Raw genomic sequence first — 25848 nt, forward strand, 5'->3', positions numbered from 1 at the left:
AAATGACCTATTGCTGATCATCCTAAAAATCGATCAGCGTCGGATGGGTCGGGCGCGTAGCAGCTATTGCGAATGCCGAACCAGTTGAGGCGATTTCGGGCTATATAATCGTAAAGCCAATCGCGAAACAAACGCGGGGCAATTCGGGCAGCACAAGCCATCGACCAGGGAAATCCCAAGATCTCTATTGCTCGCAGCGATCCATCCGACTTGATCCGGATCATCCCCTTCTCGAGCAAAATGTTTGACTCATAGTCCCTAGAAACGAGCCCATAGTGCCGAAAAAGAGCACTGCCAAGCGAAGATTGCGCCGACAGGAACCGGAAACGCCGCTTCTTGTCGGCACGCAAAAGGAAATTGACGAAGCCGGAGCATAGGACGCAGTTTCCGTCGAAGATCAGGATGGGGTGATCGTCAGGGAAGTCAGGTACCGAGGGATCTGCGCGATAGCTGAAGGCCTTGCGCATGGCTTGGTTTACACTTCTATCTCGTTCAATAGGCTTTGCACGCCATCAGTTAGATAGGTTGTGTCCACAGCAAGCGGCAAATAGGTAAATCCCAGACCGGAAAAACGTTTCGCCAATGCTGCATTACCGGCATAGATTCCGGCAAGTTTGCCAGCGGCTTTGGAGCGCCTTGCGATTTCGGTCAAAGGTTCAATGATCGCTTCGGAACCAGCATTGACTTCCGTGCCATTGCTCCACGCAATTGAAAAATCCGAGGGGCCAACGAAAATACCGTCGATTCCGTCGACAGCGAGAATATCGTCCAAGGCTTCATATGCTGCGCGGGTTTCGATCATGGCAAAGGCCAACGTGTCCGTGTTGGTCTGTTCGAGGTATCCGCCGGAACCGCCCGAGACATAGCCACCTGGGCGACCGCGCAATTGGCCCCAGGAACGTTCGCCCAATGGCGGATATTTCATCGCTGCGGCAAAAAGCTTTGCATCAGCCACTGTGTTGATCATGGGCGCAATAACAGCTTCAGCGCCTATATCCAAAGCCCTGCTTGCCATGTCAAAGCGGCCAACCGGCACGCGAACTGCGGTGTGCTTTCCGGCACTGCGCAACACGCCGGTCAATGCAACAACGCTGGCGGTGTCATGTGCGCCATGCTGCATATCGAGCAGGACAGCGGAAAGCCTTGTGCGGCAAAGGGCTTCCATCACCAGGGTATCGGTCATGCTGGACCAGCCGGAATAAATTGTTTCTCCGGCTCTGAGACGCGACGCTAATGACATGATTCTTACCTTCCCTGTGACCATTCATATTGCAAACGCAGAACAATGCCGGTCAAGGTCAAAGAAAACAAAAATCCTTCGCGGATTGTCGCAATTATCGCTGCAATAAAAAACCGCCCCGTAGGGCGGCTTGTATAAATAATCAGTATCGGCTCGGCTTACGAAGCGCTTTCGATCTGGCGAATAGCCTCGATCATCAGTTCTTCCATCGTCCGGCGGATACGATGATCGGACTTGTCGACGCCTGCGGCATCAAAATCTGCCCGGATCTTGCGGAACACATCTTCGTCACCAGCTTCATGAAAATCTGCAACGATGACTTCCTTGGCATAGGCTTCGGCTTCCTCGCCGGTCTTGCCCAGCTTTTCCGCAGCCCAAAGGCCAAGCAGCTTGTTACGCCGTGCTTCTGCGCGGAATTTTACTTCGGCATCATGCGCGTATTTATTTTCAGCTGCGTTTTTGCGATCTTCCATGCTCATCTTTTATTGCTCCCGCAAATGGTTGGGTAATCCCTATATATCTGGTCTTGCGGCGTTTTTCAGGCAGAACCACATATAGATCGTGTCCAAGTCTCCTATAAACACTTCGCAAAAAATCGAAAGTCTCAATTCAACTTCATTGCCTATAGCGTCTTAGCAGCGCTTTATAACCCATAAAACAGGGGAGCTCTACAATGCATCATTGTGAAATGCTTGCTTTTGCGATAGTTAGCGCGCCAACATGACGGCTTGGACCAAGGCCGACCGATAACTCCAATACCAGAGATTTTAAATGAACCGTCGCCGCCGTGTCTACGAAGGCAAAGCCAAAATCCTTTATGAAGGACCAGAACCAGGCACTCTGGTGCAGCACTTCAAAGATGATACAACAGTGCTCCATCCGAAGAAAAGCGAAGTGATTGACGGCAAAGGTGTCCTCAACAACCGCATTTCGGAATATATCTTCACGCAATTGAACCGTATGGGGATACCGACGCACTTCATCCGCCGCCTTAACATGCGCGAGCAGTTGATCAAGGAAGTCGAGATTATTCCGCTGCAGGTCGTTGTGCGCAATATCGCCGCCGGATCGCTCGCCAAGCGTCTGGGCATCGAAGAAGGCACCGTCCTGCCGCGCTCGATTATCGAGTTCTATTATAAAAATGATGAACTCGACGATCCAATGGTTTCCGAAGAGCACATTACGGCGTTCGGTTGGGCAGCGCCGCAGGAAATTGATGACATCATGGCACTGGCCATTCGCATCAATGACTTTCTCAGCGGATTGTTTCTTGGTGTGGGAATTCAGCTTGTCGATTTCAAAATCGAATGTGGCAGGCTATATGAAGGCGAAATGATGCGCATAGTTCTCGCCGATGAATTTACGCCGGATTCCGCAAGGCTCTGGGACAGCCAGACCGCCGAAAAGATGGATAAGGATCGGTTCCGCCGCGACATGGGCGGACTTATCGAAGCCTATCAGGAAGTGGCGCGCCGTCTGGGCATCATGAATGAAAACGATCAGACGCGCCCGAGCGGGCCGGTTCTGGTTAAATAGCACTCGACGGAGAAACAGGTAATGAAGGCACGTGTCACTGTAACCTTGAAGAATGGCGTTCTTGATCCACAGGGCAAGGCAATTGTTGGCGCGTTGGGCAGTCTGGGCTTTGACGGCATCGGTTCCGTGCGTCAGGGCAAGGTATTTGACGTCGAACTCGATGGCAGCGACAAGGCGGGTGCTGAGACAAAACTCAAGGCAATGTGCGAACAGCTGCTGGCCAATACTGTGATCGAAGATTATTCGGTGGAGCTTCTTTAATGAAATCAGCAGTCGTTCTCCTTCCCGGCCTCAATCGTGACCGCGATATGATTGCGGCGCTGACAAAAATTTCCGGCGTTGAGCCTCAGACGGTCTGGCAGACGGATACCGAAGTGCCCGATGTCGATCTGATCGTTATCCCAGGCGGTTTCTCCTATGGCGATTATCTGCGTTGCGGGGCAATTGCAGCGCGCATGCCTGTCATGCAGGCTATTCGTGAAAAGGCCAACAAAGGCGTCATGGTAATGGGCGTCTGCAACGGTTTCCAGATTCTCCTGGAAGCAGGCCTTCTGCCGGGAGCCTTGATGCGTAACGCTTCGCTGAAGTTCGTTTGCCGTCAGGTGAAGCTCGAAATCACCAATGCCAATACGCCATTTACCCGCGGCTATTCGCATGGTCAGATCATCAGCAGTCCGGTGGCGCATCATGACGGCAATTATTTTGCCGATGCAGAAACGCTTGCCCGCGTCGAAGGCGAAGGCCAGGTGGTTTTCCGCTATGCCGAAGGCACCAATCCAAATGGCTCCATCAATAACATTGCCGGCATTATCAACAAACAAGGCAATGTTCTGGGCCTGATGCCTCATCCGGAAAATCTGATTGAGGCCGCCCATGGGGGAACCGATGGCCGTGCGTTGTTTGCTGGTATTCTCGGGGTTGCCGCCTGAGTAGAATCCTATACGTTTGGTGAATGCTGTTTCAGCGGGGAGTGCGTTGAAACAGCGTTTCAAACGGAGGAACCAGACATGAAACTTTATTCGCGGCCGCTATCCCCCTATTCCTCCATCGTACGCTGCATCGCCTACTACAAGAAGGCTCCAATCAAGGTTGTCGCCCCGCCCCCGGGTTTTCCAATCCCGGAAGAATTCCGGGCAATCTCGCCCTTTAATCGTATTCCGGTTTTGATAACCGGTTCGGGGCTTACAATTGTTGAGGCCTCCGTCATTGCAGAATATCTGGAAGAGCATTTTCCCGAACCATCATTGCTACCTGCCGATTCGCGCGATCGCGCCATCGTACGCATGACGACACGCATCGCGGAACTCGAAGTTCTGGCGCCAGTCATGGAATTGTTCGAGTTGTTCCACCGGAAGTCCAAAGACGATGCCCGTATAGCCAAGCTGTTCAAACAGATGGAAATCGGTTTAACCGAACTTGAGAAGTTCTTGAGCGATGGTCCTTATGCACTCGGCAATGAAATGACATTGGCAGATGCCTGGCTGACCCCGACCCGATTCGTCTTCAACAATTTCCGGAAAGTATCGGGCCGGGAAGATCTTCTCAGCGCTTTTCCAAAGTTCGATGCCTATCAGCAACTGATTCTTCAGGATTCGGACCTATCACTGGTCTGGTACGAGATGTCGGATGGCCTCAAAGTTTTCCTGAACGAACTTGAGCCTGCCTGAATCCACGAGAATTAGACCCATATCCTGCCCGTGAGCGGCAGCCGGTACATGACCGGGTACTGGAGAATGAATATGAAGATACCGGGATTCGGCGTTGCCGTAGTTGTCATCCTTGCAGCACTCGCCGGATGCCAGTCCACCAGCAAGCCCGGTCCAGGCGGCTTGGCATTCTCCTCCAGCAAGGCAGCGCTTCCAACAATGGAACGCGTTGCGCTTGCCGCAAACAGCTGCTGGTTCAAGTCCGGCGATTCAAGCTTCAAGCCTTATCGTCTTGCTCCCGAGCTTAACTCGTTTTCTGGCCGCCCGCGTATTCTGGTTGTACCCGGCAACAATCCTGGCGGACGCCCTCTGCTGGTGGTTCATGCAGAAGGAAATCCTGCCAAAGTGGAAGCATTTGGTCCGCTGATGAGCAATTCGCTAGGCAATCGTATCGCATCGGATGTTCGCCGCTGGGCCGATGGACAATCGGATTGCAGCGCCAAAGGCTAGCCGCGCTATTTCAGCGGATAGACGTTTTCATCGCCCGGGAACTGGCGTGAGCGAACGTCGTCCGCATAGGCCTTGACCGCTTGGTCAATTGCATCACCCACCGCGCCATAGACTTTCACGAAACGCGGTGGCTTCGGGTTATAGCCAAGCATGTCTTCCAATACCAGAATTTGGCCATCGCATTCGCGCGAGCCGCCAATTCCAATCGTAGGAATTGCTATCTCGCGGGAGATTTCGGCAGCAAGCGGCTCAACAACGCCTTCAATAACGACCGAAAATGCTCCGGCTTCAGATACGGCCTGTGCGTCTGCCTTGATAAGCGGCCAAAGCGCGGTATCGCGACCTTGAGTTTTGAAACCGCCAAGAGTGTTGATTGACTGCGGTGTCAGACCGATATGCGCCATGACCGGAATGCCGCGCTGGGTGAGGAAGCGGATGGTCCCAGCCATTTGCACGCCACCCTCAAGCTTCACCGCACCACACCCGGTTTCCTGCATGACGCGTGATGCGCTACGAAAAGCAGCTTCAGGGCTTTCCTCATAGGAACCGAACGGCATATCGACAACAACCATTGCCTTTTTCGAGCCGCGCATTACGGCCTTGCCATGCATGATCATCATGTCGAGCGTCACGCCCAGCGTCGAATCCATTGCATATAAAACCATGCCAAGGCTGTCGCCGACGAGAAGGATATCTGCATGTTCATCAGCAATACGAGCAGTTGTAGCGTGATATGATGTCAAAGCAACGATGGGTGTCGCACCCTTACGGCTCTTGATTTCCGGCGCAGTTATGCGGCGTGTGATGACTTGCTGGCTCATGATAATCCCCCCAACCCGATTTCAGCCGATAACCTGCTGATCGATTAACCGCACTTTGCCAAAGCGAACGGTTAAAAGCACAACGACGGGCTGCTTAAACTTACCTGACACAGGATCCAGTGTTTCGGCATCGCGAATATCGACTGATTCAACGATCCCGCGCTTTTCCGTCTCAAGTACCGCGCGAACGGCATTGCGTATTGCCGGCACTGAGCGCTGGCCCTGCGCCACCATCTCTTCTGCTTTTGCAAGCGACTTTGCCAAGACAACCGAGGCCTTGCGATCTTCAGGTTTCAGCATTGCATTGCGGGACGAGCAGGCCAGTCCGTCATGTTCACGCACCGTTGCAACACCTGTAATTTCAATCGGCATATCCAGATCAGCCACCATGCGGCGTATAATGGTCAGCTGCTGATAGTCTTTTTCACCGAAGAAGGCATGATCCGGCTGCACGATGTTGAACAGCTTAGTGACGACTGTCGTTACGCCACGGAAATGTCCCGGGCGGATTTTCCCGATCAGGATTCGCGAGAGCAGCGGATTATCAACAATCGTGTGTGCGCCCGGCCGATAAATTTCAGCAACTTCCGGGGTGAAAACATAATCCACACCTTCCGCTTCAAGCTTGGCGAGATCGCCCTTCATGTCGCGTGGATAGGCAGCGAGATCTTCATTCGGGCCGAACTGGGTGGGATTGACGAAAATGGACACAACCGTAATGTCACAAGCTCGCTTGGCCTCATGAACCAGCGCCATATGACCGACATGCAGATATCCCATTGTCGGGACCAACCCAACGGATTTTCCCTGCTGGCGTTCAGACTTCAGAGCAGCCCGAAGCTCCGCAGTTGTAGCAATGACTTTCATGTCAGTACAATATCCAGTCCAATATCCAGCGTTGGCGCTGCCATAGTGATTTTTGATGTCGATATGTAATCAACACCGGTTTCCGCAACAGCTTTGATCGTGTCGAAGGCAATATTGCCGGAAGCTTCCAGCTTGGCACGCCCTGCGTTGATTTTCACCGCCTTTTCAAGCAGTTCCGGCCGCATATTATCAAGAAGAATCACATCGGCATTCACGCTGAGCGCTTCCTCGAATTGATCGATGCCGTCTACCTCCACCTCAATTTTTACCAAATGTCCCGCATAGGCCCTCGCCGCGAGAATTGCCTTGGCTACGCTACCAGCCACAGCAATATGATTATCCTTTATCAAAACGGCATCGTCGAGACCAAAACGATGATTTGATCCGCCGCCACATTTCACCGCATATTTAGCAAAGGCACGCATGCCCGGAATGGTTTTTCGCGTGTCGCAAACCTTTGCATTCGTGTGAGCAATGAGATCGGCAAATTTGGCCGTATAGCTGGCAATACCGCTAAGATGCATAAGAAAATTCAACGCGACACGCTCGGCGGAAAGAATGGATCGCGCATTTCCCTCTATCCGCGCAATGTCCTCACCGGGCTTTACACGCGTACCATCCTTTGTGAGAATTATAAAATTCAACGAAGGATCAATCAGCGCAAAGGCCGTGCGGGCAAAGCCCATGCCGCAAATGGTTCCTGCCTCACGGCTCGACAGAACTGCTCGCGCAGTCGCATCTTCCGGCAAGGTAGCATTGGTGGTGATATCGCCCGCCCTGCCCAAATCTTCGAGCAAAGCAGAACGCACGGCTTCGTCCACCAGCAATTGTGGCAGCGATGGTGGATAGGCGAGCTGCGAGACCATCAGGCGAACTCCATCAATTCATTTACCGTCAATTCGGCATCAGCAAGTGTCAGAAACGTCCTGTGCTGCCATTCAGGACGTTTCTCGGGGAAATCGGTACGGAAATGCCCGCCGCGGCTCTCGTGGCGTCTGAGGGCGCTTACGGCGACGAGCTTGGCCGTCGCGAGCACGTTGCGGAAAGCGGCATCCCGATTGGAGCGCTCCAGTTCTACGATGATCCTCAATCCTGCCAGCATGCCATCTCTGTCGCGGACCACCCCAAAACTCTCGCTCATTGCCTTGCGCAGGATCGTCATCGCTTCCGTATCATTTTCGGCAGTCAGATCGTCGCGATCAACTGACCCCTTAGACCAATCCTGCGACTTCCCATCATTGGCTGCACCAATCTTGGCGGCAATGCGTGCAGAAAAGACTACAGCTTCAAGCAGCGAATTGGAGGCGAGCCTATTGGCACCATGCGCACCCGTGGACGTGCACTCGCCACAAGCCCACAGACCATCAATGGATGTTTGCCCATCCGCATCGGTCAAAATTCCGCCCATGAAGTAATGGGCTGCGGGAACAACGGGTATGGGCTCCGTTACCGGATCGATACCGGCGTCGCGGCAATATTTGTAGACGGTGGGAAACTCCTCAGCAAACGAAGCACCAACGGCCTTGGTGCAATCCAGCCAAGCGCCTCGCCCACTCATGACTTCGGCGTATATTCCCCGCGCGACAACGTCGCGCGGCGCAAGTTCGGCATCTGGATCAATTTTAAGCATGAAGCGCTCGCCATTACGATTGATCAGCGTGGCGCCGTGACCGCGCAAGGCTTCAGTAGCCAAAGGCGCCGGGTCTTTGTTCACATCCAAGGCAGTCGGGTGGAACTGAACGAACTCCATATCGGCCATCATTGCACCGGCGCGGGCAGCCATACCAATGCCCTCACCCCGTGCTTCTGACGGATTGGTTGTCACAGCATAAAGGTGCCCGATCCCGCCCGTGGCAATGACCACTGTTCGCGATTGCAGCTTAACCTGTGCACCCCGACCGGCCTCTGTGCGCGCTATGACCCCTGAAACTGAACCGTGGCTGACCATGAGATCTTCCACGACATAGCCTTCCATCACGCGGATCGAAGGCGTGTTTTCGACGGTCTTGACCAGAGCCTGCATAATAGCGCGCCCTGCCATGTCGCCGCGAACCCGAACGATCCGGCTTTCGGAATGAGCGGCCTCGCGGGAAACCTGAAGCTTCCCTTCCAGATCGCGATCGAACGGCACACCATATCCGAGCAAATCATGAACGCGCGAGGCGGCTTCGCTAGCCATCAGCGAGGCGATGACCTCATCAACGATGCCATCACCTGCCGCAACTGTATCAGCGACGTGCTTATCCTTGGTGTCTCCTTCCGATACGGCAGCGGCGATACCTGCCTGTGCCCAGGCAGAAGATGCCCCCCGCCCAATCGGCGCCGCCGCAAGAATCGTGACTGGCCGGGGTGCCAGCTTCAACGCGCAAAACAAGCCCGCTAGTCCGCCGCCAATGATGATGACGGGATCGGATTGAGTTGACATGGGTGTCGCCTCCGGCGTCAGTTGTTCAGATTGACCATGCGTTCGACAGCAAGCCGCGCACGCGCGCCTATCAGCGGATCGACATGAATTTCGTCACGCATATAGACAAGGCTTTCAAGGATATTGGGCAGGGTGATGCGCTTCATGTGCGGGCATAGATTGCATGGCTTGATGAACTTCACCTCCGGCACTTCCGACTCGATGTTGGACGCCATTGAGCATTCCGTAACGAGCAGCACTTTGGCTGGACGATTATCCTTGACGTAATCGATCATACCTTTCGTCGAACCGGTATAATCCGCAATCGCAACAACTGATGGTGGGCATTCAGGGTGAGCTATGATCTGGATTTCCGGATCAGCAGCGCGATAGGCAAGAAGTTCGTCCGCTGTGAAGCGCTCATGTACTTCGCAATGCCCTTTCCAGGTGAGAATCTTTACATCAGTTTGCGCTGCTACGTTTTGCGCCAGAAATTCATCGGGAATGCAAAGAACGCGGTCCACGCCGAAGCTTTCGACAACCTGCACTGCATTTGCCGAGGTGCAGCAAATGTCGCTTTCCGCTTTCACCTCAGCCGAGGTGTTCACATAGGTAACAATCGGAACGCCTGGGTAAGTTTCACGCAATAGCCGCACATCGGCACCCGTGATCGACTCCGCCAGCGAACAACCCGCCTTCATGTCGGGGATCAAGACTGTCTTGGAAGGATTGAGCAGTTTCGATGTCTCGGCCATAAAGTGGACGCCGCATTGGATAATGATTTCGGCGTCGACCTTCGTGGCTTCCTTGGCAAGTTGCAGCGAGTCGCCAACAATATCCGCTACGCAATGGAAAATTTCCGGCGTTTGGTAATTATGGGCAAGGATTACTGCATTGCGCTGCTTCTTCAGCCGATTGATTGCAGCCACGTAGGGCGCATAGACCGGCCATTCGATGTGGGGAATGTGATGCGCCACACGGGCATAAAGATGCTCAGTCTCGGCAGCAACCTCAGGCGTGTAAGTAAGGTCCGGCATTTCGAGGATACCAAAGCGGTCCGCTGCGGACTGGCTCACGGAACTGCTTGCTGCAGCTTTGGTGCGGATAGTGTTGGTCATATCCATATTCCTCCTGGACATCCAATCCGGCGTAAGCCTCTCGGCACCGCCACCGATCATTTATACTCAATATGAGCATATTTATGATCAAAAGAAAAACGGCAAGGCCGCTGCGTTCTAGATAGTGGATTATTTTGTCGGCTTCAAGTGCATGATTTTTAAACTTTAGTCGAAAAACCTACGGGCGTATCAGAATATCGTCTCATACGCCGCGCAATCGAACGTTCTAACTGGATGTTTTATAGTAACGATTATTGTAATAGCGTCGGCTTTCCCGCTCACGCTTATATGGGCTGTCGCCACCCACACGCTGCGTGCAATTGGTGAACACAGTTGGGTTCATGTCAGTCGGTCTATCGCACCATACGAGCGGACTTACACTACCCGAATTCGCACAACCTGTGAGGGTGATGGCTCCCAGAACCAATGCTGACAGAGCTAATTTCATTTCATTTTCCTCGGATACTTATAATGTGCAGAACGTTCGGGATTGATACATCATCCCTATTTAGAACCTAATCACATCTGTTCAACTGCTTGGGATCATTATTACGCATCAGGGTTGCAATCGTTTGCGAATGGGTTCGAATTCGGCCGTTGGTTGTCGTTTTAATGGATCAGGCTTGTTTGCTTCGATGGCATCCCAGTATTTCCAGTTTACTTTTCCGGATCCCAGCTCGTAATCCATGCCGTCCCAGCTATCCTCTCGAAAGCTATAAAATGCCCAGTGCAGCTTGTTTGCTTCCAAAGCAGTGAGAACATCATCCAAATAGGATTTGCAGCCCGCAAGGCGTCGCATACAGCCAAACTCTCCAGCAACCAGCCGATTGAGCGGTACCCCTCGCGCCTTTGCCCAATCTACCGGCAGTGCAAGATATTGCGATACTTTTTGTGCGTTCCATTCAACTTTCTCGCCACCAAACGGAACCGTCCCCGGATAAGAATAGGGTTTCTCCCGCTTCATATTGGGTGCGCTGGTTGCTTCATAAGGTTCATACATGTGAAAGCTGTAGAGCACCCTCGTGTCGGCAAGTGCAGACGGCCAGTAGCCGAAAGCATCCGCGGCGCCATACCAACCCGCATCCACCATTATAGGCGTAGCAGGATCGACCTTTCTGATTTCTTTTATCAGGAACTCATAGAAGGCTGGCAAATCGCGAGCACTACCCTTTTGTTGATCGTACCAAGCTTGCATCACATTTGCAGGAGCATGCTCATCCACACCGCCCATCTTTTCCGGAGCAGGTTCGTTGATCAGATTATAGGCCGCTATGGATGGCTCGTCTTTCAGCGCCGTAGCGAGTTCTCGCCAAAAACGCGCAGCATCCTGCCACTTCGCTTTGTCCTGCCAGAGACGGTCATCAAACTTTCCATCATTATTCTGCGCCCATCGCATCCAAGGCAAAGACAGGGGCGCAATGACAACCTTCAGCCCGGCCTTATGAGCGCGAGATAATGTTTGTTTCAGATTTGCCAAATCTCCCGGTGGTATCCCCTCGTAATGATCAGCATTTCCAATGAGAACGTCGCGCTGGGCGGGTTTCCACTTGTCATAAGACAGCCGAACCCAGGTCGCCCCATACTTTCGCAAAGCATCGAAATAGGCTTGGTCCGGAGGAAGACGATTAAAGCTATTGCCGCCATGCTGGGGATGATCCCAGAAGCCAATGAGATCGGCAGCTCTCGAATTGCCCGCCAAGCTTAGAAAAAGCAAAATTGCCGCCAGAATACGCATACAAACACCGCCTCCATAATCAAAAGCGTCGATTGCGCGAAGAGTGAGGCTTTATTTTGCCGAATACTCGCAAAACCATCGCCCGGATTAATGGGCGGCGGCTACTCCGATTGCGTTAGAATCAAGCTTTGAGAATGGCTTCAATTTTGTCGAGGACGTCGTCCTTGCCAATGCCCGTGAGGAACGCCAGTGTTGTAATGGCTGGCTTACCCAAGTCTTTTGGCAATTGCGCTGTCGATACGACAAGATCGACATCTGCGACATGACTGGCAACTTCGGTGGTTTTGCATTGCCGCGTTGCGATGCTTATGCCGCGCTTTTTCAATGCGTCTTCAACCGCATGAGCAACAACGGTCGACGTGGCAATGCCGGTGCCGCAAGCAAATAGTACAGTCTTTGGTTTAGTCATTTATGCCCCCCTGATTCACGCCTGCAACTTAGCCGAGTAAGCGTGAGACGTCTTCCACGGATTTCGATTGAATCAACGCCTCAATGGTTGCGGGCGATTGAATTGCACCGGCGATTTCCTGCAGCATTTCCACCTGCTTGTCCTTATCATTGAGGGCCATGAGGAAAACCAGCCTGACGGGCAGCTTCTCATCCGGATCTTCCATATTGGCGAATGCCACAGGTTGGATCAGTGTCGCAAATGCCAAACCAGGCTTCAAAACATGTTCTGGATCTGTGTGCGGAACGGCGACATTGTTCACGCCGCCAAGCGGGAGCCCGGTCGGCAACTGGGATTCCCTGGCCAGCACCGCATCTGCAAAGCTTGGTTTGACATATCCCAGGGCATGAAGTCGCTCGGCCAGAAGGCTGATAACCTCACGGTCGGTTTCGGCCCTGACCCCGAGTATAATTGCCCCGGGGTCAAGATAGTTCATCAAGGCTTGCGCCATTTGGTTACTCCACTCAATGCAGTTCAGTTGGTGTCCGGGATATCGTCTTCCGCTCCAGCGGCCCGTTCCCAGGCAGCTGTGTTGCGGCGGTAAGCCCAGAATGCACCGGCGATAATCAGGGCCAGAACCGCAAGGCCGATTGCACCCAGATTGTTGATCAGCGCCATGACGACATAGGGTATCCAAAGGAACCCATCGACCACGCTTGTGATCTGAACAGCGTTTGCGGGCATTTGGAAACCAGACGACTGTGCCGCTGCTGTAAAGAGCGGTGCCAGCGCATTGGCAACATAGAAGCCTACTGCCAGCGTGAACGTGCCAACAATGACCATGCGGAAGACATTCCCCTTCAACAGCGGGGCTGTCATCGCAACGATAAAGGGAATGACCGCCAGATCAGCAAACAGAATCACGCGGTTACCGGGCAAAATAACGGAAAGGATGATCGCGATCGGCACAAGGATCAGCGACGATGAAATTGCCGCCGGATGTCCGATCAAAATTGCCGAATCGAGGCCAACAAGCAATTCGCGATCGCCCGTCCGCTTACGAACAAACTCCTGCGCTGCATCTGATACAGGGAGCAAGCCCTCCATCAGGATTTTGACCATACGGGGCAAGAGCAGCATCACCGCTGCCAAAGTCATTCCTGTCTGCAAGACCTTTGTGAGAACGACGCCAAAATCACCGGCATTGTAGTACGCGATGATACCGAGCACCAAACCAATGATCAGGCCGAGAATGACCGGCTCACCGAAGACGCCAAAACGCCTTTCGAATGTTTCAGTATTGAGTTCAATCTTGTTGATCCCCGGAATGCGATCCATGATCCAGTTGAGCACAATAGCGATTGGCAATATCTGCGCAGATGCCAGATGCGGCACGGAAATGCCTGGAATGCCATAGAATTTTTGCACGGCCTTTGCCGACCAATCAGCAAATAACAGGCAAAGCGCAACCATGAGCGCAGCTACGATCAACCCATAAACAAGGCTATTCGTGGCCGCGACAGCAAGTGAGCCGATAAAGGCAAAATGCCAGAAATTCCACACATCGACGTTCAGTGTTCGCGTCATGCGGGTCAAAAGCAGGATGATGTTGACGGCAATTGCAATCGGAATCACCCAAAGTCCCACCGACGATCCAAAGGCGATGGCCGCAGCCGATGGCCAGCCCACATCAACAATATCCCGCTGAATACCGGTATTGGTCACGATGGCCTTTGCTACGTCGCCAATGGATGTGAGCATAAGCCCCAATACGAGATTGATACCAATGAAAGCCACACCGATGGTGACCGCAGCGCGAAAAGCTCTGCCAGGCTTGGCGCCCAATATCAAAGCGATAATAAATATCACAATAGGCAACAGGACTGTTGGCCCCATTGCGTCGACCGCAGCCTTGAGGCCGCTCAAGAAACTGTCCATTTATTTCCTCCCCCGCGATCCTCCTCGACCGCTCCCCAATAGAACTTTTGCATTCTATAATGCATTAATGTTCAGCACAGCTGCATTATCAAGTCAATGACTTCATCCGGGCACATGTCTGCCACGCATCATTTGCTAAGAAAAAGTTGCCAATTTTCAACAAATTTTATTGAAATCAAACGGCTAACTTGTCCGAACAAGGTTTTCGAGAGGAAAAATTGAACATGTCTCGGTGCCGTGCGCCAGCAATTTCCCGTTCTGATCTCTCAAGAATGCTTCGGATGTTGCTAAAGTACGTCCGCGGTGAATAAGCCGTCCTTCGCAGAACACCATCCCCATGTTAGCACTCAATGGGCGGACCAGATTCACCTTGAATTCTGCGGTCGTATAGGCCTCGCCCGGCTTCAGCGTAGTCATGACGCAGCAAGCCAGGGCAGAATCCATCAATGTTGCGATCCAACCACCATGGACGCCGCCCATCGGATTAAGGTGCTCGATAGAAGGCAGTCCTTTGAACACCACACGATCCTGCGCTACTTCGTGAAGCGTGAAAGATAGTGTCTTGGCAATGTACGGCGCTGGATATTCACCGCGCAACATTGCCTGCAATATCTCCAGTCCGCTGCGTATGGCCAAGTCGCCAAGCGGAAGCTTTCCCACTCCGGCCGGAAACTCGATAGCGTCCATAATATCACTCCCCATGAGGAACCGGCCTTTCTTCGGCGGACACGACATGTCCTTCGCTGTTTTTCAATGATCTGGCGATAGCATTCAGAAAGCCGTCGCGGGCTTCAGGCGGCTTTTGCGCGCGCGGCTCCCACACATGCCGCATGAAGAAAAAACTGGTCAAACGAAATGCGTCGCTGATCTCTGCCATCGACATGGCCCGAACGCTGGAGTTGACCATGAAAGGCGGCATGACCAGCAGCTTGTCCGCCCATGGCGCACCCGCATCCCGGGATACTGCCCTACCTGACTTGGGTGACACGTAAGTCAGATCGCTGGCAACACCCGTCGCGGCGCAACTTTTCAGATCAAGGCCAAAGCCGAGCTCCTCCAGCATCAGCACTTCGAAACGCAAAAGCAATTCGCCAGCGATCATGGTGTCTTCGCAATGTTCAAGAATGACAGCGAGAATTTCGAAAAGGTTCTGGTGGGGATCACGTTCCGGCAAAAGGCGCAAATGCGAGGCAGCAAGCTGCAACCCATAAAGCGCGACGGGCTGTTCAATCAGGCGTGCAGCTGAAAAGCTGACAGGCTCAACCTGCATCATGCCAAGATGTTCATCCATACGGGCCCGCCAGATGACATCAACGCGGTTTCCGGCCTGCAACAAGGGCTGCATACGGCGTGATCGCCCACCGCGCACGAGGCCGAGATGGCGGCCATGATCACGGGTCATCAGTTCAAGGATAGCGCTGGTTTCCCCGTGCCGCCTCGTTCCGAGGATAATGCCTTCGTCTCGCCATTCCATAGCCGAGACTTGGCGCTATTATTGCGGAAATTCAAGTCCCATTTCACGGTAACGCTCGGGATCATTGCCCCAATTGTCACGAACCTTGACGAAAAGGAACAGATGAACCTTCTGCTCCAGGATTTCCATCAATTCCTTGCGTGCTGCTTGACCAATTGATTTTATCGCCTGGCCTTCATGGCCAAGAACGATCTTCTTTTGGCTATCGCGCTCGACGTAAATGACCTGCTGAATGCGAACTGAACCATCCTTCTTTTCTTCCCAGCTTTCGGTCTCAACTGTTGAAGAATATGGCAGTTCATTATGGAGGCGCAGATAAAGCTTTTCGCGGGTGATTTCGGCAGCAAGCATGCGCATGGGCATATCCGAGATCTGATCTTCCGGATAATACCACGGACCTTCAGGAAGGTTTTCCGCCAGATATTTCAGCAGATCCTTACAGCCATAGCCCTTCAGCGCGGAAATCATGAAAGTCTGATCGAATTTGACCTTTTCATTGGCTTTCTTGGCGAGTTCAAGCAGCATTGGCGCTTCAATACGGTCGACCTTATTGAGAACCAAGATCACCTTGCGCTTTTTATCCCGCAGACTATCGAGGAGAATTTCGGCCTCGTCATCAATGCCCTGTTCAACATCGATAAGAACCAGAATGAGATCGGCGTCCTTTGCACCGCCCCATGCGGTCGTCACCATGGCGCGATCCAAGCGGCGCTTCGGTTTGAAAATACCGGGCGTGTCGACCAGCACCATCTGCGTCTGATCGTGAATAACAATGCCGCGAACCAGCGCCCGCGTCGTCTGCACCTTGTGCGTAACGATTGAAACCTTGCTGCCAACAAGCTGATTGACCAGCGTCGACTTGCCGGCATTTGGGGCGCCTATCAGGGCAATGAAGCCCGAGCGTGTCGGAACAGCCTGTTCGGCTTCATTCGCAGGCGTTTGATTTTGTTCAGTCATTTCTTGTTTCTTCCTGCGTCTTCTGACGAACGCCTTCGCGATAAAGCAATGCGATGGCAGCTTCTTGCTCCGCCAAGCGCTTGGAACGGCCTTTGCCCACCGCCGGTTCAAAGCCTTTTACAACCACCTGAATCGTAAATTGCGGATCGTGGTCAGGTCCGGTTCGTTCAACAACGCTGTACAAAGGTTGAGCACCATCTTGCTGATGTGCCCATTCCTGCAATTCAGTTTTAGGATCGCGCTGAGCGGAATTGCTTCCCTTCGAGCGCGCATCCCAATATCGTTCGATGAAAGGTTGCGCCGCTTCGAGGCCGCCGTCCAGATAAATTGTTGCAATCAGCGATTCGACGACGTCTGCACGCAGACTTTTGAGCCGTTTATCCGCCAGCCCTTTTACATCAGAACCTGTCTTGATGAACTCATGCAGGCCGATTTCATCGGCAACAGCGGCGCAGGTATCAGCGTTCACCAGTGAATTCAGCCGCAAAGACAATTCGCCTTCCGCAGCTGTCGGGTAAGCGCGGAACAACAGGTCCGCAATCACCAGACCGAGCACCCGGTCGCCAAGGAATTCAAGCCGTTCATAGTCCGAGCCTGCCGATGACCGCGCACTGGAGTGCGTTAGTGCGCGCTCAAGGCGTCCGAGATCACGAAATACATGTTTCGTTTTTTCTTCCAGCTTATGAACAGCGTCAGTCGAAAGGCTCATCGTCGGATCAATTGTTCTGCACGGAATTTGGTGCCGCATTGACGCTGTGCAACAAGCGGTCGAACCTCAGTTCAGACGGCCAGCGCCACAGTTCCAGCGGACTTGCCTTGCCGGCGATTGAGAAGAAGATGATGTTCGCACGTCCGATGAAGTTTTCAAGCGGAACATAGCCCACATCAAAACGGCTATCGCTGGAATTGTCGCGATTGTCACCCATCATGAAATAATGTCCCGCAGGTACAACAAATTCGCGCGTATCGTCACCAACTCCATTGGGCGTCAGGTCGAGCGTGTCGTAGGTTATGCCATTGGGCAGAACTTCGCGGTAAACGTCCACCGGACCCTGCGCCTCGGTGATATCCGGATTGTCGATCTGGCCTACCTTTTCGCGAGGTACGGCAACATCATTGATGTAGAGCACGCCGCTGCGCATCTGAATCTTGTCGCCCGGCAGACCGATAACGCGCTTGATGAAATCGAGCGAGGTATCATTTGGTTTGCGGAACACGGCAATGTCGCCGCGCTTGGGATCACCGCTCCATATGCGACCGGAAAACAGATCAGGCGCAAATGGGATCGAATATTTCGAATAACCATAGGAGAATTTCGAAACGAAGAGATAATCGCCTTCCAGCAAGGTCGGGCGCATCGAGCCGGAGGGGATGTTGAATGGCTGGAACAGCAATGTCCGGATTACCAGCGCAAGCAGAAGCGCCTGCACGATGACGCTGACCGTCTCGCCAAGACCACCGGAATTTTTCACAACAGCTTTATCGCTCACGCTTCTCATATCTCCAAAACAAAATGTGCCCCCTCTTAACCGCTGAGGGCTCGGGGGGCAATGCTGCCCATTGCCCTTTGAATGCGGCTATTCTTCGATTTTCAACGCCTCAATAATCACGAATGCTTGTGCCAGGGGGAAATCGTCAGTGATCGTCACATGAATGCGCGCAGAAAACCCAGGCGGAATAAGCTTCGCCAGACGATCCGCTGCACCATTGGTCAGTTTCATGGTCGGCGCACCGCTAGGAAGATTAACGACGCCCATGTCGCGCCAGAACACGCCCTGCGCCAGGCCGGTGCCGAGAGCCTTGGCGCAGGCTTCCTTGGCGGCAAAACGTTTTGCGTAAGATGCAGCCCTTTGTTGACGCCGCTCGGATTTCGCTTGTTCAACAGGCGTGTACACCCGATCGATGAAGCGTTTGCCATGGCGCTCAAGAGTTTTTTCTATTCGCCTGATATCGATCAAATCGCTTCCGACGCCAACAATCATGTGGTTTCAGTAATCTTTTGCAGTTGAGCAACCGGACGCCTGCTTTGAAAACTCGCAACCGCCCAACGGATGGGAAAATAGGCGAGCGCTGCCGCTGCCAATCCAAGCGGCACTGCTCCAATCAACATCGGTTCAATGAGTGGATGCCACAAAACGCCAAAATCCAGATGGCGCAACATGCCGCCAAGATGCGGCGGCAATGGGTCGCCACTCAGGTTACCGGTCATGACGAAACGACCAACTTCGAGCGTTGCAGCCCAAATGAAAGGCAAAATTAAAGGGTTGCCTAGAGTGGTCCCAATAACTGCCGCAGCAATATTTCCCCCTATCAACCAAGCGATCGCAAGGGCTATGGCAATATGAACACCGAGAATAGGAATGAACGCGGCAAATATCCCGCAGGCGAAACCTATCGCGATGGAATGCGGCGTGGCACGCAATCGCAGTACTCGCTTGCCAAAGTAGCGCAAAGACCTGCCGATCGAACGGCGCGGCCATAAAGCGAGACGAAGTCGTTCGCGAAAGCCGGGAACATTGCGCTGCCTGAAGAGCATTTTGGTTTGGTTCCTTTTATCCGACAAGAATCCTCAGGATCCACGTTGGATAGTTGTTCGATCAAATATTGCGGCTACCCGGTTTAACGGGCGGAATTGCGGCAAGTTCCGGTGGAAGCTTGTCAGCAGGATAAGCCGGAACTTCGTACTCCGCCAGCGCAATCAGCGGTACGCCGACATCGCTCTTTCCGGCAGACCTGTCGATAATGCAGGCAGCAGCCACCACGTCGGCCCCCAATTCCTGCAGGCAGGCTACGGTTTCGCGAATGGAAAGGCCTGTCGTTACGATATCCTCGACGATAACAACACGGGCACCCTTGGCAAGTTCAAAGCGGCGAAGCTTGAACGTTCCGTTCTCACGCTCAACCCAAATTGCGGGAACGCCAAGATGCCGCGACGTTTCATAGGCAGGAATAATACCTCCTATCGCGGGGCCAACGACGTAATCAATGTGACCGAGATCTGCGGTTTTAATCTTTTCAGCAAGCCCGCGACATACGCGTTCAGTCTTATCCGCATGCATGAACACACGCGCCTTTTGCAGAAAAACAGGACTGCGTAGTCCCGACGTCAAGATAAAATGACCCTCCAAAACCGCACCGGCTTCGCGAAAAACGTCCAAAACTTCATTCGTGTTCATGCTTTCCCCGCTAATTGTTGGGCTTCGATGGAATTGCTTATCCGTTGACGCGTTGGGCATCACTGACGCAATTGCTCTCTTTCAGCTTCGACAATATTCGATTGAGGTGTTTCAAATTCCAGACTTCCAGATCAACGATCATCTGGGTAAAATCCGGTGCTGTACGAACCATCGAAAGATTGTGAATATTGGTTTCATTTTCGGCGATAATCTGCGCGATTTCCGCCAATGAACCCGGCGCATTGATTGCCGAAATATTGATGCGTGCCGGAAAGCGGTCGCGGCGGCTCTCATCCACATCCCAGCGCACATCGATCCAGCGCTCTGGCTGGTCGTCATAGGCCATGAGGGCCGAGGACTGGATCGGATAGATCGTCATGCCGGAACCCGGCTGGAGAATGCCTACAATGCGGTCGCCAGGTACCGCGCCCTCAGGCGAGAAATGCACTGGCATATCATGGCTTGCGCCCCGGATCGGCAGTGCTTGCGGCCCGCCCGGTTCGGCGCCTTCCGGCATTTTGAAGATCATGCCGGAAGTATTGCGGAAGTTGACCCAGCCCTCTTCACGCTCGATTGCGCTCGGCTTTACCTTCGCATCCTGATATTCCGGATAGACCGCCTTCATCACGTCAGAAGAAGGCAATTCGCCGCGACCTACTGCCGCCAGCACATCGTCGATTTCCTTGCGAGCCAGGCGTGGTAAGCCCTTCTTCAATTCATCGCGTGAATAGACCTTCCCTGCCCGTTCGAAGGCGCGCTCCAAAATCTGCATGCCCAATCCGGAATATTGTTTGCGCACCGCAAGTCGGGTGGCGCGACGGATGGCGGCCCTGGCCTTGCCGGTTACAACAATACCTTCCCATGCGGCGGGCGGAGTTTGTGACTTGGAACGGATGATGTCGACTTCATCGCCATTGTGCAGCACGGTCATGAGCGGCATGATACGGCCATTGACCTTCGCGCCAACACAGCTATCCCCGATATTCGTGTGAACGGCATAGGCAAAATCAATTGGAGTTGCCCCCCGAGGCAGGGCAATCAAGCGGCCCTTCGGCGTAAAGCAGAATACCTGATCCTGAAACAACTCAAGTTTGGTGTGCTCAAGAAATTCTTCCGGATTATCACCTTCCGCCAGAGCTTCGATAGTTTGCCGCAGCCACGCATAGGCATTGGTTTCAGTAGAGATGACGTGCGGATTTTGCGCGCTACCACGATCCTTATAGATCGAGTGCGCTGCAACACCGTACTCGGCGATATCATTCATCTCGCGGGTGCGAATCTGCAATTCAACGCGCTGACGCGAGGGGCCAACAATGGTTGTATGTATCGAACGATAATCGTTCTGTTTTGGCGTTGAGATATAGTCTTTGAAACGTCCCGGAACCATTGACCAGGTCGTATGAATAATGCCCAACGCATTATAGCAATCGGCCACGGTATCTACGACTACGCGAAATCCGAAAATATCGGACAATTGCTCGAACGAAAGCCCCTTGCTTTCCATCTTGCGGAAAACTGACCAAGCCTTTTTCTGACGGCTTTTAACGCTCGATTTAATACCGTTTTTCTCGAACAGGCTGGAGAGATCCGACTCGATCTGCTGCAGCGTTGCGCGGTTTTTCTCCATCAGCTCGGCAAGGCGGTTGGTGACCGCATTGAAGGCTTCAGGGTTGATGTAGCGGAACGCTAATTGCTCGAGTTCCTCGCGCATATCCTGCATACCCATGCGACCGGCCAGCGGCGCATAAATATCCATTGTCTCTTCAGAAATACGCAGACGCTTGTCTTCAGGCACATGGTGGAGTGTGCGCATATTGTGCAAACGGTCAGCAAGCTTGACCAGAAGAACGCGTACATCGTCTGAGATGGCGAGCAAAAGCTTGCGCAAATTCTCCGCCTGAACCGCTTTTTTGGAAACGAGATCAAGCTTTTTAAGCTTTGTCAGCCCCTCAACGAGCTTCCCGATATCCGGTCCGAATAATGTATCAATCTCTTGGCGGGTCGCCGAAGTGTCTTCAATAGTGTCGTGAAGAAGTGCAATCGCGATGGTCGCCTCGTCCAGATGCATGTCCGTGAGGATAGCGGCGACTTCGAGCGGATGAGAAAAATAGGGATCTCCCGACGCGCGTTTCTGGTGCCCATGTTTCTGCATGGCATAGACATAGGCTTTGTTAAGCAGCGCCTCGTTGACGTCAGGCTTGTAACGCTGGACACGCTCGACAAGCTCATATTGACGCATCATGGACGGGCACCTCACACACGGGAATTCAAATACATACCGAACAGTATGCAACCTATATGGTAATTACATTACCAAGACGCAAAAATAATGCGCCGCAGAAGCTGCGACGCATCAAAAGCCGAAACTGGCTGATTATCGCGCTTTTGCGCGATATTTGATTAGTAATCGTCGCTTTTTTCCGGGGCTACGAGGCCCTCGATGCCAGCCAGCAATTCTTCTTCCGACATTGAGTCGAATGAAACATTGTCTTCGTCAGCAGATGCAGTCTCGGCAACCTGACCTTCAATGGCGGCAACCGGTGCAGATGCAGCAGCTTCCGGCTCGTCAACTTCAACATGCTTCTGCAAGGAATGAATAAGATCTTCCTTGAGGTCGCCTGGAGAAAGTGTCTCATCTGCGATTTCGCGCAGAGCAACAACCGGATTTTTATCGTTGTCGCGATCAATAGTGATCGCAGCGCCTTGCGAAATCAGGCGGGCGCGATGGCTGGCAAGCAGAACCAGTTCAAAGCGGTTCTCTACCTTGTCAACGCAATCTTCAACAGTGACACGGGCCATGGACTGCCCCTTTCATTTTTAAACGAATTAGCGGATTAATGCCGACATAACGCGGTTGCCGCTAAAAAACAAGCAAAAGCGCATCGAAGATTAATTGTGAGAATTTGATACTAAACGGAGTTTGAGCACTTCTGTCTAGTTATGTGTACAAAATTGCAAGCAGGGGTATTGGCTTTTCTGCGAACTCGACGTACTTAATATATTAGACTTTCGTATAAGATCAGATCGGGCTACTTTACAAAACAAGCTCATTTGAAATTGACGCTCAGATTTTCGAAATGGAACCTTATTATGTTTGACCCCAGAGAAAAGATCGTCTTGTTCATTGACGGTGCAAATCTCTACGCAGCCTCCAAGGTACTGGGATTTGATATTGATTACCGCAAGTTGCTCACAGCTTTTCAAAAGCGCGGATACTTACTTCGGGCTTATTATTACACCGCGTTGGTTGAAGATCAAGAATACTCTTCAATTCGCCCATTGATAGACTGGCTAGACTACAACGGCTACAAGGTTGTAACAAAGCCTGCTAAAGAATTTACTGACTCTGCTGGCCGCCGTAAGATCAAGGGTAATATGGACATCGAACTTGCTGTCGATGCTATGCAGCTTACTGATACGGTAGATCACTTTGTTATCTTCTCCGGCGACGGTGATTTCCGCTCTCTTGTTGAAGCGCTACAGCGTAAAGGCCGCAAGGTAAGCGTTGTTTCAACGCTCTCCACACAGCCGCCGATGATCTCTGATGAATTGCGCCGTCAGGCGGATCACTTCATCGACCTGACTTCCTTGCGCAATGAGATTGGCCGCGAAGCTTCTGAGCGTGCGCCACGTCAGCGCGTTGAAGAAGAGCAAGTCGAGTATTAAGCCTTATCAACACAGTCATGAAAATGCCGCATGGAAATCCGTGCGGCATTATGCTTTTTAGCGGTTATGAGTGTCGAACCCTCCCCCGATTGCCCGATTTGCCAGCGTTTACATGACTTTATCGCCGAGTGGCGCATAAAGGAGCCGAGCTGGCACAATGCGCCTGTGCCGACATTCTTACCCGTCGGCGGGATTGATTCCGTAAAGCTTCTGATTGTTGGTCTGGCGCCCGGGGTGCGCGGCGCCAACCGCACAGGACGGCCATTTACCGGCGATTATGCCGGCGATTTACTGTATGGCACATTGTCCGAATTTGGCTTCTCGCGTGGGACTTTTGCAGCGCGTCCCGATGATGGGCTCGAACTCGTCAATGCCTCCATCACCAATGCCGTTCGATGCGTGCCGCCGGAAAACAAGCCTGTTGGCGGCGAAATCAGCAATTGCCGCAGGTTTTTGACGCCAACCATAGAACAATTCGCCAACCTAAGAGCGATTGTTACACTTGGCACCATTGCGCATCAATCCACGATCCGTGCATTTGCGCAGCCCGTGGCCAAGTTCCCTTTCAGCCATGGCGGTCAAAACGACATCGGTAATATTCGTATTTTTTCGAGCTACCATTGCTCGCGCTACAATACCAATACGGGGCGGCTAACAACCGAAATGTTCAAGAGCGTCTTTGCCGATGTCAGACGCTATCTTGATGATATTCCTGAGTAATTTAGAACAAACCTAGCCACGATCACGCAGGAGCCGAGACTTTTCACGGTTCCAGTCGCGTTGTTTCTCCGTCTCCCGCTTGTCATGCAGCTTTTTGCCGCGGGCGACGGCAAGTTCCAATTTCGCTCTGCCCTGATCGTTGAAATAGAGCTTTAAGGGAACGATTGTCATCCCTTCGCGATCCACAGATTGGCCGAGCCGCGACATTTCACGCTTACTAATCAATAGCTTACGATGCCGTCGTGGTTGATGATTGAAGCGGTTCGCCTGCAGATATTCTGGAATGTAGGAGTTGATGAGCCAGAATTCCCCATTCTCAAAGCTAGCATAGCTTTCGGCGATGTTGGACTGGTTGTTGCGAAGGGATTTAACCTCCGTGCCAGCCAGAACAATGCCAGCCTCCAGCGTGTCGAGAATCTCGAAATTGAAGCGTGCTTTACGGTTTTCAGCAATTATTTTGCGAACCGTGATGGGTTTTGAGGCGGATTTTGGCTTATTCATACAATTTATATGGGATTCCGTACCTTAATTAACCAGCCCTGCATGCCGCATGGCCTGATCAAGACGAGCAGCAGTTGCAGCCTCAATCTGAACCATTGGCGAACGAAGAGCATTTTGCATCTTTCCAAGCTTTGACAGAGCATATTTGGGACCGCTTGGGTTCGGCTCAATAAAGAGAGCCTTGTGCAAAGGCATCAATTTATCCTGTATTTCCAAAGCCTTGGCGTAGTCACCGCTAAGCGTCGCCGCCTGAAATTCAGCGCAAAGGCGCGGCGCAACATTAGAAGTTACAGAGATGCAGCCGACGCCACCATGAGCATTGAAGCCCAAAGCCGTCGCATCTTCACCCGATAGCTGGATGAAATCCTTGCCGCAGGTAATACGCTGCTCAGAAACACGCTCAATCTTGCCAGTGGCATCCTTGACCCCGGCTATATTCTTGAAATCATTGGTCAACTGACCCATGGTTTCTGGCGTCATGTCGATAATAGAACGGCCCGGAATATTATAGATGATGATCGGCAGCGATACGGCTTCGGCGATCGCCTTGTAGTGAGCATAGAGGCCGCGCTGACTGGGCTTGTTGTAATATGGGGTAACAACCAGAATTGCGTCAGCACCGGCCTTTTCCGAAAACTGAGCCAATTCAATGGCTTCACGTGTATTGTTTGACCCAGCGCCCGCAATAACAGGAACTTTTCCAGCGGCTTCCTCAATGCAGACCTCGACAACACGCTTATGTTCGGCATGGGAAAGCGTGGGAGATTCACCTGTGGTTCCGACTGGAACCAGACCATTGGTGCCCTCGTCTATCTGCCAGGACACGAAGCTGCGAAAGGCTTTTTCGTCAAACGCACCATCATCGAGAAATGGCGTGACGAGTGCGGTGATTGAGCCTTTCAGCATGGGGAAACTCCAGAATAATAAACATTGTCCCCTTTCCGCTACCGGAAAGAAGGTGGCGCACCATAGTCGGACGAGCCTTATGGCACAAGTTCATTTGCGTTATGTAAATGATCAACCTCGCGCAACTATTTTGCACGCGTGGATTGATATTTTTCGGGAAAATTCGGGGTTTTTTCCAGAGTTTTTTGATATTTTTGCGCAGTTATTTTTGAAAAACAGTTCAAGCCCTGTCAAAACACGGATTT

The 25848-nt window shown here is 52.5% G+C and carries 32 protein-coding genes; 7 read left to right on the forward strand and 25 right to left on the reverse strand.

Going from position 1 to position 25848, the window contains the following annotated elements; all coding sequences use genetic code 11:
• Nucleotides 1-17 precede the first annotated feature (17 nt).
• From ACTJI9_RS05745 to ACTJI9_RS05755, 3 genes are all read right to left on the reverse strand, one after another.
• Complete coding sequence (locus ACTJI9_RS05745; RefSeq protein WP_440806570.1) at nucleotides 18-467, reverse strand: thiol-disulfide oxidoreductase DCC family protein; 450 nt, start codon at nucleotides 465-467, stop codon at nucleotides 18-20.
• 8 nt (nucleotides 468-475) lie between these two features.
• Nucleotides 476-1240: an aldolase/citrate lyase family protein gene (locus ACTJI9_RS05750; protein WP_115051834.1), complete on the reverse strand. Its 765-nt coding sequence runs from the start codon at nucleotides 1238-1240 to the stop codon at nucleotides 476-478.
• A 158-nt stretch (nucleotides 1241-1398) separates the two neighbouring features.
• Nucleotides 1399-1719, reverse strand: coding sequence for a DUF1476 domain-containing protein (locus tag ACTJI9_RS05755; protein WP_115051835.1), 321 nt, complete (start codon nucleotides 1717-1719; stop codon nucleotides 1399-1401).
• A 292-nt stretch (nucleotides 1720-2011) separates the two neighbouring features.
• On the opposite strand from ACTJI9_RS05755, the gene purC reads away from it, so the two are divergent.
• The 5 genes from purC to ACTJI9_RS05780 all read left to right on the forward strand — a co-directional run bounded on the left by purC (nucleotide 2012) and on the right by ACTJI9_RS05780 (nucleotide 4932).
• Nucleotides 2012-2776, forward strand: coding sequence for a phosphoribosylaminoimidazolesuccinocarboxamide synthase (gene purC / locus ACTJI9_RS05760; protein ID WP_307283868.1), 765 nt, complete (start codon nucleotides 2012-2014; stop codon nucleotides 2774-2776).
• Between the two features lie 21 nt (nucleotides 2777-2797).
• Entirely contained in the window at nucleotides 2798-3037 is a 240-nt protein-coding gene (gene purS / locus ACTJI9_RS05765; RefSeq protein WP_115051837.1) for a phosphoribosylformylglycinamidine synthase subunit PurS, read from the forward strand.
• Nucleotides 3037-3705, forward strand: a complete 669-nt coding sequence (gene purQ / locus ACTJI9_RS05770) for a phosphoribosylformylglycinamidine synthase subunit PurQ (protein ID WP_115051838.1) — start codon at nucleotides 3037-3039, stop codon at nucleotides 3703-3705. Before purS ends, purQ begins: the two co-directional genes overlap by 1 nt.
• A 78-nt stretch (nucleotides 3706-3783) precedes the next feature.
• Nucleotides 3784-4443, forward strand: coding sequence for a glutathione S-transferase family protein (locus tag ACTJI9_RS05775; RefSeq protein ID WP_440806575.1), 660 nt, complete (start codon nucleotides 3784-3786; stop codon nucleotides 4441-4443).
• Between the two features lie 72 nt (nucleotides 4444-4515).
• On the forward strand, nucleotides 4516-4932 hold the full coding sequence (locus ACTJI9_RS05780) for a hypothetical protein (RefSeq protein ID WP_440806577.1): 417 nt from the start codon (nucleotides 4516-4518) through the stop codon (nucleotides 4930-4932).
• Between the two features lie 5 nt (nucleotides 4933-4937).
• Here ACTJI9_RS05780 and panB read toward each other — a convergent pair whose 3' ends face one another.
• From panB to rpoZ, 20 genes are all read right to left on the reverse strand, one after another.
• Nucleotides 4938-5753 carry a 3-methyl-2-oxobutanoate hydroxymethyltransferase gene (gene panB / locus ACTJI9_RS05785; protein ID WP_354344959.1) on the reverse strand — a complete coding sequence of 272 codons (816 nt, stop codon included), beginning with the start codon at nucleotides 5751-5753 and terminating at the stop codon, nucleotides 4938-4940.
• A 21-nt stretch (nucleotides 5754-5774) separates the two neighbouring features.
• Nucleotides 5775-6620, reverse strand: a complete 846-nt coding sequence (panC, locus tag ACTJI9_RS05790) for a pantoate--beta-alanine ligase (protein WP_336440980.1) — start codon at nucleotides 6618-6620, stop codon at nucleotides 5775-5777.
• Nucleotides 6617-7486, reverse strand: a complete 870-nt coding sequence (gene nadC / locus ACTJI9_RS05795; protein WP_115051843.1) for a carboxylating nicotinate-nucleotide diphosphorylase — start codon at nucleotides 7484-7486, stop codon at nucleotides 6617-6619. The genes panC and nadC overlap by 4 nt, the downstream gene beginning before the upstream one ends.
• Nucleotides 7486-9045, reverse strand: a complete 1560-nt coding sequence (locus ACTJI9_RS05800) for an L-aspartate oxidase (protein WP_440806580.1) — start codon at nucleotides 9043-9045, stop codon at nucleotides 7486-7488. The genes nadC and ACTJI9_RS05800 overlap by 1 nt, the downstream gene beginning before the upstream one ends.
• 17 nt (nucleotides 9046-9062) lie before the next feature.
• The gene (nadA, locus tag ACTJI9_RS05805; protein WP_440806582.1) at nucleotides 9063-10142 is read right to left on the reverse strand and encodes a quinolinate synthase NadA; all 1080 of its coding nucleotides are present in this window, start codon (nucleotides 10140-10142) and stop codon (nucleotides 9063-9065) included.
• Nucleotides 10143-10368: 226 nt separating this feature from the next.
• The gene (locus tag ACTJI9_RS05810; protein WP_162802417.1) at nucleotides 10369-10590 is read right to left on the reverse strand and encodes a hypothetical protein; all 222 of its coding nucleotides are present in this window, start codon (nucleotides 10588-10590) and stop codon (nucleotides 10369-10371) included.
• Nucleotides 10591-10698: 108 nt separating this feature from the next.
• A complete protein-coding gene (locus tag ACTJI9_RS05815; RefSeq protein WP_440806584.1) occupies nucleotides 10699-11877 on the reverse strand; it encodes a glycoside hydrolase family 5 protein in 1179 nt (392 codons plus the stop codon).
• A 121-nt stretch (nucleotides 11878-11998) separates the two neighbouring features.
• Nucleotides 11999-12286, reverse strand: coding sequence for a PTS sugar transporter subunit IIB (locus tag ACTJI9_RS05820; RefSeq protein ID WP_115051846.1), 288 nt, complete (start codon nucleotides 12284-12286; stop codon nucleotides 11999-12001).
• Between the two features lie 28 nt (nucleotides 12287-12314).
• Nucleotides 12315-12776: a PTS sugar transporter subunit IIA gene (locus ACTJI9_RS05825; protein ID WP_115051847.1), complete on the reverse strand. Its 462-nt coding sequence runs from the start codon at nucleotides 12774-12776 to the stop codon at nucleotides 12315-12317.
• Nucleotides 12777-12799: 23 nt separating this feature from the next.
• Nucleotides 12800-14203 carry a PTS galactitol transporter subunit IIC gene (locus ACTJI9_RS05830; protein ID WP_440806587.1) on the reverse strand — a complete coding sequence of 468 codons (1404 nt, stop codon included), beginning with the start codon at nucleotides 14201-14203 and terminating at the stop codon, nucleotides 12800-12802.
• A 183-nt stretch (nucleotides 14204-14386) separates the two neighbouring features.
• Nucleotides 14387-14890 (reverse strand): PaaI family thioesterase, encoded by a 504-nt coding sequence (locus ACTJI9_RS05835; protein WP_336440975.1) that lies wholly within the window; start codon nucleotides 14888-14890, stop codon nucleotides 14387-14389.
• Nucleotides 14891-14894: 4 nt separating this feature from the next.
• Entirely contained in the window at nucleotides 14895-15677 is a 783-nt protein-coding gene (gene recO / locus ACTJI9_RS05840) for a DNA repair protein RecO (protein ID WP_115051850.1), read from the reverse strand.
• Between the two features lie 18 nt (nucleotides 15678-15695).
• The gene (gene era, locus ACTJI9_RS05845; RefSeq protein WP_115051851.1) at nucleotides 15696-16634 is read right to left on the reverse strand and encodes a GTPase Era; all 939 of its coding nucleotides are present in this window, start codon (nucleotides 16632-16634) and stop codon (nucleotides 15696-15698) included.
• Nucleotides 16627-17343: a ribonuclease III gene (rnc, locus tag ACTJI9_RS05850; RefSeq protein WP_337353783.1), complete on the reverse strand. Its 717-nt coding sequence runs from the start codon at nucleotides 17341-17343 to the stop codon at nucleotides 16627-16629. Before rnc ends, era begins: the two co-directional genes overlap by 8 nt.
• 7 nt (nucleotides 17344-17350) lie before the next feature.
• Nucleotides 17351-18133, reverse strand: a complete 783-nt coding sequence (gene lepB / locus ACTJI9_RS05855) for a signal peptidase I (protein ID WP_115051853.1) — start codon at nucleotides 18131-18133, stop codon at nucleotides 17351-17353.
• A gap of 78 nt (nucleotides 18134-18211) precedes the next feature.
• Nucleotides 18212-18616, reverse strand: coding sequence for a holo-ACP synthase (acpS, locus tag ACTJI9_RS05860; RefSeq protein WP_115051854.1), 405 nt, complete (start codon nucleotides 18614-18616; stop codon nucleotides 18212-18214).
• Entirely contained in the window at nucleotides 18613-19170 is a 558-nt protein-coding gene (locus tag ACTJI9_RS05865) for a DUF2062 domain-containing protein (protein WP_440806593.1), read from the reverse strand. Before ACTJI9_RS05865 ends, acpS begins: the two co-directional genes overlap by 4 nt.
• Before the next feature lie 61 nt (nucleotides 19171-19231).
• Nucleotides 19232-19810 carry an orotate phosphoribosyltransferase gene (gene pyrE / locus ACTJI9_RS05870; protein WP_440806594.1) on the reverse strand — a complete coding sequence of 193 codons (579 nt, stop codon included), beginning with the start codon at nucleotides 19808-19810 and terminating at the stop codon, nucleotides 19232-19234.
• A 37-nt stretch (nucleotides 19811-19847) separates the two neighbouring features.
• Complete coding sequence (locus ACTJI9_RS05875; protein ID WP_307283817.1) at nucleotides 19848-22052, reverse strand: RelA/SpoT family protein; 2205 nt, start codon at nucleotides 22050-22052, stop codon at nucleotides 19848-19850.
• A 158-nt stretch (nucleotides 22053-22210) separates the two neighbouring features.
• Nucleotides 22211-22609 carry a DNA-directed RNA polymerase subunit omega gene (gene rpoZ, locus ACTJI9_RS05880; RefSeq protein ID WP_115051858.1) on the reverse strand — a complete coding sequence of 133 codons (399 nt, stop codon included), beginning with the start codon at nucleotides 22607-22609 and terminating at the stop codon, nucleotides 22211-22213.
• Nucleotides 22610-22900: 291 nt separating this feature from the next.
• Here rpoZ and ACTJI9_RS05885 point away from each other — a divergent pair, with 291 nt between their 5' ends.
• Together ACTJI9_RS05885 and ACTJI9_RS05890 are read left to right on the forward strand one after the other, a co-directional pair.
• Nucleotides 22901-23476: a LabA-like NYN domain-containing protein gene (locus ACTJI9_RS05885; protein ID WP_115051859.1), complete on the forward strand. Its 576-nt coding sequence runs from the start codon at nucleotides 22901-22903 to the stop codon at nucleotides 23474-23476.
• 66 nt (nucleotides 23477-23542) lie between these two features.
• Nucleotides 23543-24196, forward strand: a complete 654-nt coding sequence (locus tag ACTJI9_RS05890; protein WP_336441013.1) for a uracil-DNA glycosylase — start codon at nucleotides 23543-23545, stop codon at nucleotides 24194-24196.
• Nucleotides 24197-24208: 12 nt separating this feature from the next.
• On the opposite strand, the gene smpB is transcribed toward ACTJI9_RS05890, so the two are convergent.
• Together smpB and dapA are read right to left on the reverse strand one after the other, a co-directional pair.
• Nucleotides 24209-24697, reverse strand: a complete 489-nt coding sequence (smpB, locus tag ACTJI9_RS05895; protein WP_115051860.1) for an SsrA-binding protein SmpB — start codon at nucleotides 24695-24697, stop codon at nucleotides 24209-24211.
• A gap of 24 nt (nucleotides 24698-24721) precedes the next feature.
• Complete coding sequence (dapA, locus tag ACTJI9_RS05900; protein WP_336440973.1) at nucleotides 24722-25603, reverse strand: 4-hydroxy-tetrahydrodipicolinate synthase; 882 nt, start codon at nucleotides 25601-25603, stop codon at nucleotides 24722-24724.
• Between the last annotated feature and the right edge of the window lie 245 nt (nucleotides 25604-25848).

The sequence above is a fragment of the Phyllobacterium sp. 22552 genome, assembly GCF_052044585.1.
In the GTDB taxonomy this organism is placed as follows: Bacteria; Pseudomonadota; Alphaproteobacteria; order Rhizobiales; family Rhizobiaceae; genus Phyllobacterium; species Phyllobacterium ifriqiyense.

Coding starts and splice junctions, on each gene's coding strand:
- panB (WP_354344959.1), bottom strand. CDS start 5,753: ATGAGCCAGCAAGTCATCACACGCCGCATAACTGCGCCGGAAATCAAG.
- purS (WP_115051837.1), top strand. CDS start 2,798: ATGAAGGCACGTGTCACTGTAACCTTGAAGAATGGCGTTCTTGATCCA.
- ACTJI9_RS05775 (WP_440806575.1), top strand. CDS start 3,784: ATGAAACTTTATTCGCGGCCGCTATCCCCCTATTCCTCCATCGTACGC.
- rnc (WP_337353783.1), bottom strand. CDS start 17,343: ATGAGCCTTTCGACTGACGCTGTTCATAAGCTGGAAGAAAAAACGAAA.
- ACTJI9_RS05865 (WP_440806593.1), bottom strand. CDS start 19,170: ATGCTCTTCAGGCAGCGCAATGTTCCCGGCTTTCGCGAACGACTTCGT.
- smpB (WP_115051860.1), bottom strand. CDS start 24,697: ATGAATAAGCCAAAATCCGCCTCAAAACCCATCACGGTTCGCAAAATA.
- ACTJI9_RS05820 (WP_115051846.1), bottom strand. CDS start 12,286: ATGACTAAACCAAAGACTGTACTATTTGCTTGCGGCACCGGCATTGCC.
- lepB (WP_115051853.1), bottom strand. CDS start 18,133: ATGAGAAGCGTGAGCGATAAAGCTGTTGTGAAAAATTCCGGTGGTCTT.
- nadA (WP_440806582.1), bottom strand. CDS start 10,142: ATGACCAACACTATCCGCACCAAAGCTGCAGCAAGCAGTTCCGTGAGC.
- acpS (WP_115051854.1), bottom strand. CDS start 18,616: ATGATTGTTGGCGTCGGAAGCGATTTGATCGATATCAGGCGAATAGAA.
- pyrE (WP_440806594.1), bottom strand. CDS start 19,810: ATGAACACGAATGAAGTTTTGGACGTTTTTCGCGAAGCCGGTGCGGTT.
- ACTJI9_RS05825 (WP_115051847.1), bottom strand. CDS start 12,776: ATGGCGCAAGCCTTGATGAACTATCTTGACCCCGGGGCAATTATACTC.
- panC (WP_336440980.1), bottom strand. CDS start 6,620: ATGAAAGTCATTGCTACAACTGCGGAGCTTCGGGCTGCTCTGAAGTCT.
- ACTJI9_RS05890 (WP_336441013.1), top strand. CDS start 23,543: ATGAGTGTCGAACCCTCCCCCGATTGCCCGATTTGCCAGCGTTTACAT.
- purQ (WP_115051838.1), top strand. CDS start 3,037: ATGAAATCAGCAGTCGTTCTCCTTCCCGGCCTCAATCGTGACCGCGAT.
- era (WP_115051851.1), bottom strand. CDS start 16,634: ATGACTGAACAAAATCAAACGCCTGCGAATGAAGCCGAACAGGCTGTT.
- ACTJI9_RS05815 (WP_440806584.1), bottom strand. CDS start 11,877: ATGCGTATTCTGGCGGCAATTTTGCTTTTTCTAAGCTTGGCGGGCAAT.
- ACTJI9_RS05830 (WP_440806587.1), bottom strand. CDS start 14,203: ATGGACAGTTTCTTGAGCGGCCTCAAGGCTGCGGTCGACGCAATGGGG.
- ACTJI9_RS05755 (WP_115051835.1), bottom strand. CDS start 1,719: ATGAGCATGGAAGATCGCAAAAACGCAGCTGAAAATAAATACGCGCAT.
- ACTJI9_RS05750 (WP_115051834.1), bottom strand. CDS start 1,240: ATGTCATTAGCGTCGCGTCTCAGAGCCGGAGAAACAATTTATTCCGGC.
- ACTJI9_RS05875 (WP_307283817.1), bottom strand. CDS start 22,052: ATGATGCGTCAATATGAGCTTGTCGAGCGTGTCCAGCGTTACAAGCCT.
- ACTJI9_RS05745 (WP_440806570.1), bottom strand. CDS start 467: ATGCGCAAGGCCTTCAGCTATCGCGCAGATCCCTCGGTACCTGACTTC.
- nadC (WP_115051843.1), bottom strand. CDS start 7,486: ATGGTCTCGCAGCTCGCCTATCCACCATCGCTGCCACAATTGCTGGTG.
- ACTJI9_RS05780 (WP_440806577.1), top strand. CDS start 4,516: ATGAAGATACCGGGATTCGGCGTTGCCGTAGTTGTCATCCTTGCAGCA.
- ACTJI9_RS05885 (WP_115051859.1), top strand. CDS start 22,901: ATGTTTGACCCCAGAGAAAAGATCGTCTTGTTCATTGACGGTGCAAAT.
- ACTJI9_RS05835 (WP_336440975.1), bottom strand. CDS start 14,890: ATGGACGCTATCGAGTTTCCGGCCGGAGTGGGAAAGCTTCCGCTTGGC.
- ACTJI9_RS05810 (WP_162802417.1), bottom strand. CDS start 10,590: ATGAAATTAGCTCTGTCAGCATTGGTTCTGGGAGCCATCACCCTCACA.
- recO (WP_115051850.1), bottom strand. CDS start 15,677: ATGGAATGGCGAGACGAAGGCATTATCCTCGGAACGAGGCGGCACGGG.
- purC (WP_307283868.1), top strand. CDS start 2,012: ATGAACCGTCGCCGCCGTGTCTACGAAGGCAAAGCCAAAATCCTTTAT.
- ACTJI9_RS05800 (WP_440806580.1), bottom strand. CDS start 9,045: ATGTCAACTCAATCCGATCCCGTCATCATCATTGGCGGCGGACTAGCG.
- dapA (WP_336440973.1), bottom strand. CDS start 25,603: ATGCTGAAAGGCTCAATCACCGCACTCGTCACGCCATTTCTCGATGAT.
- rpoZ (WP_115051858.1), bottom strand. CDS start 22,609: ATGGCCCGTGTCACTGTTGAAGATTGCGTTGACAAGGTAGAGAACCGC.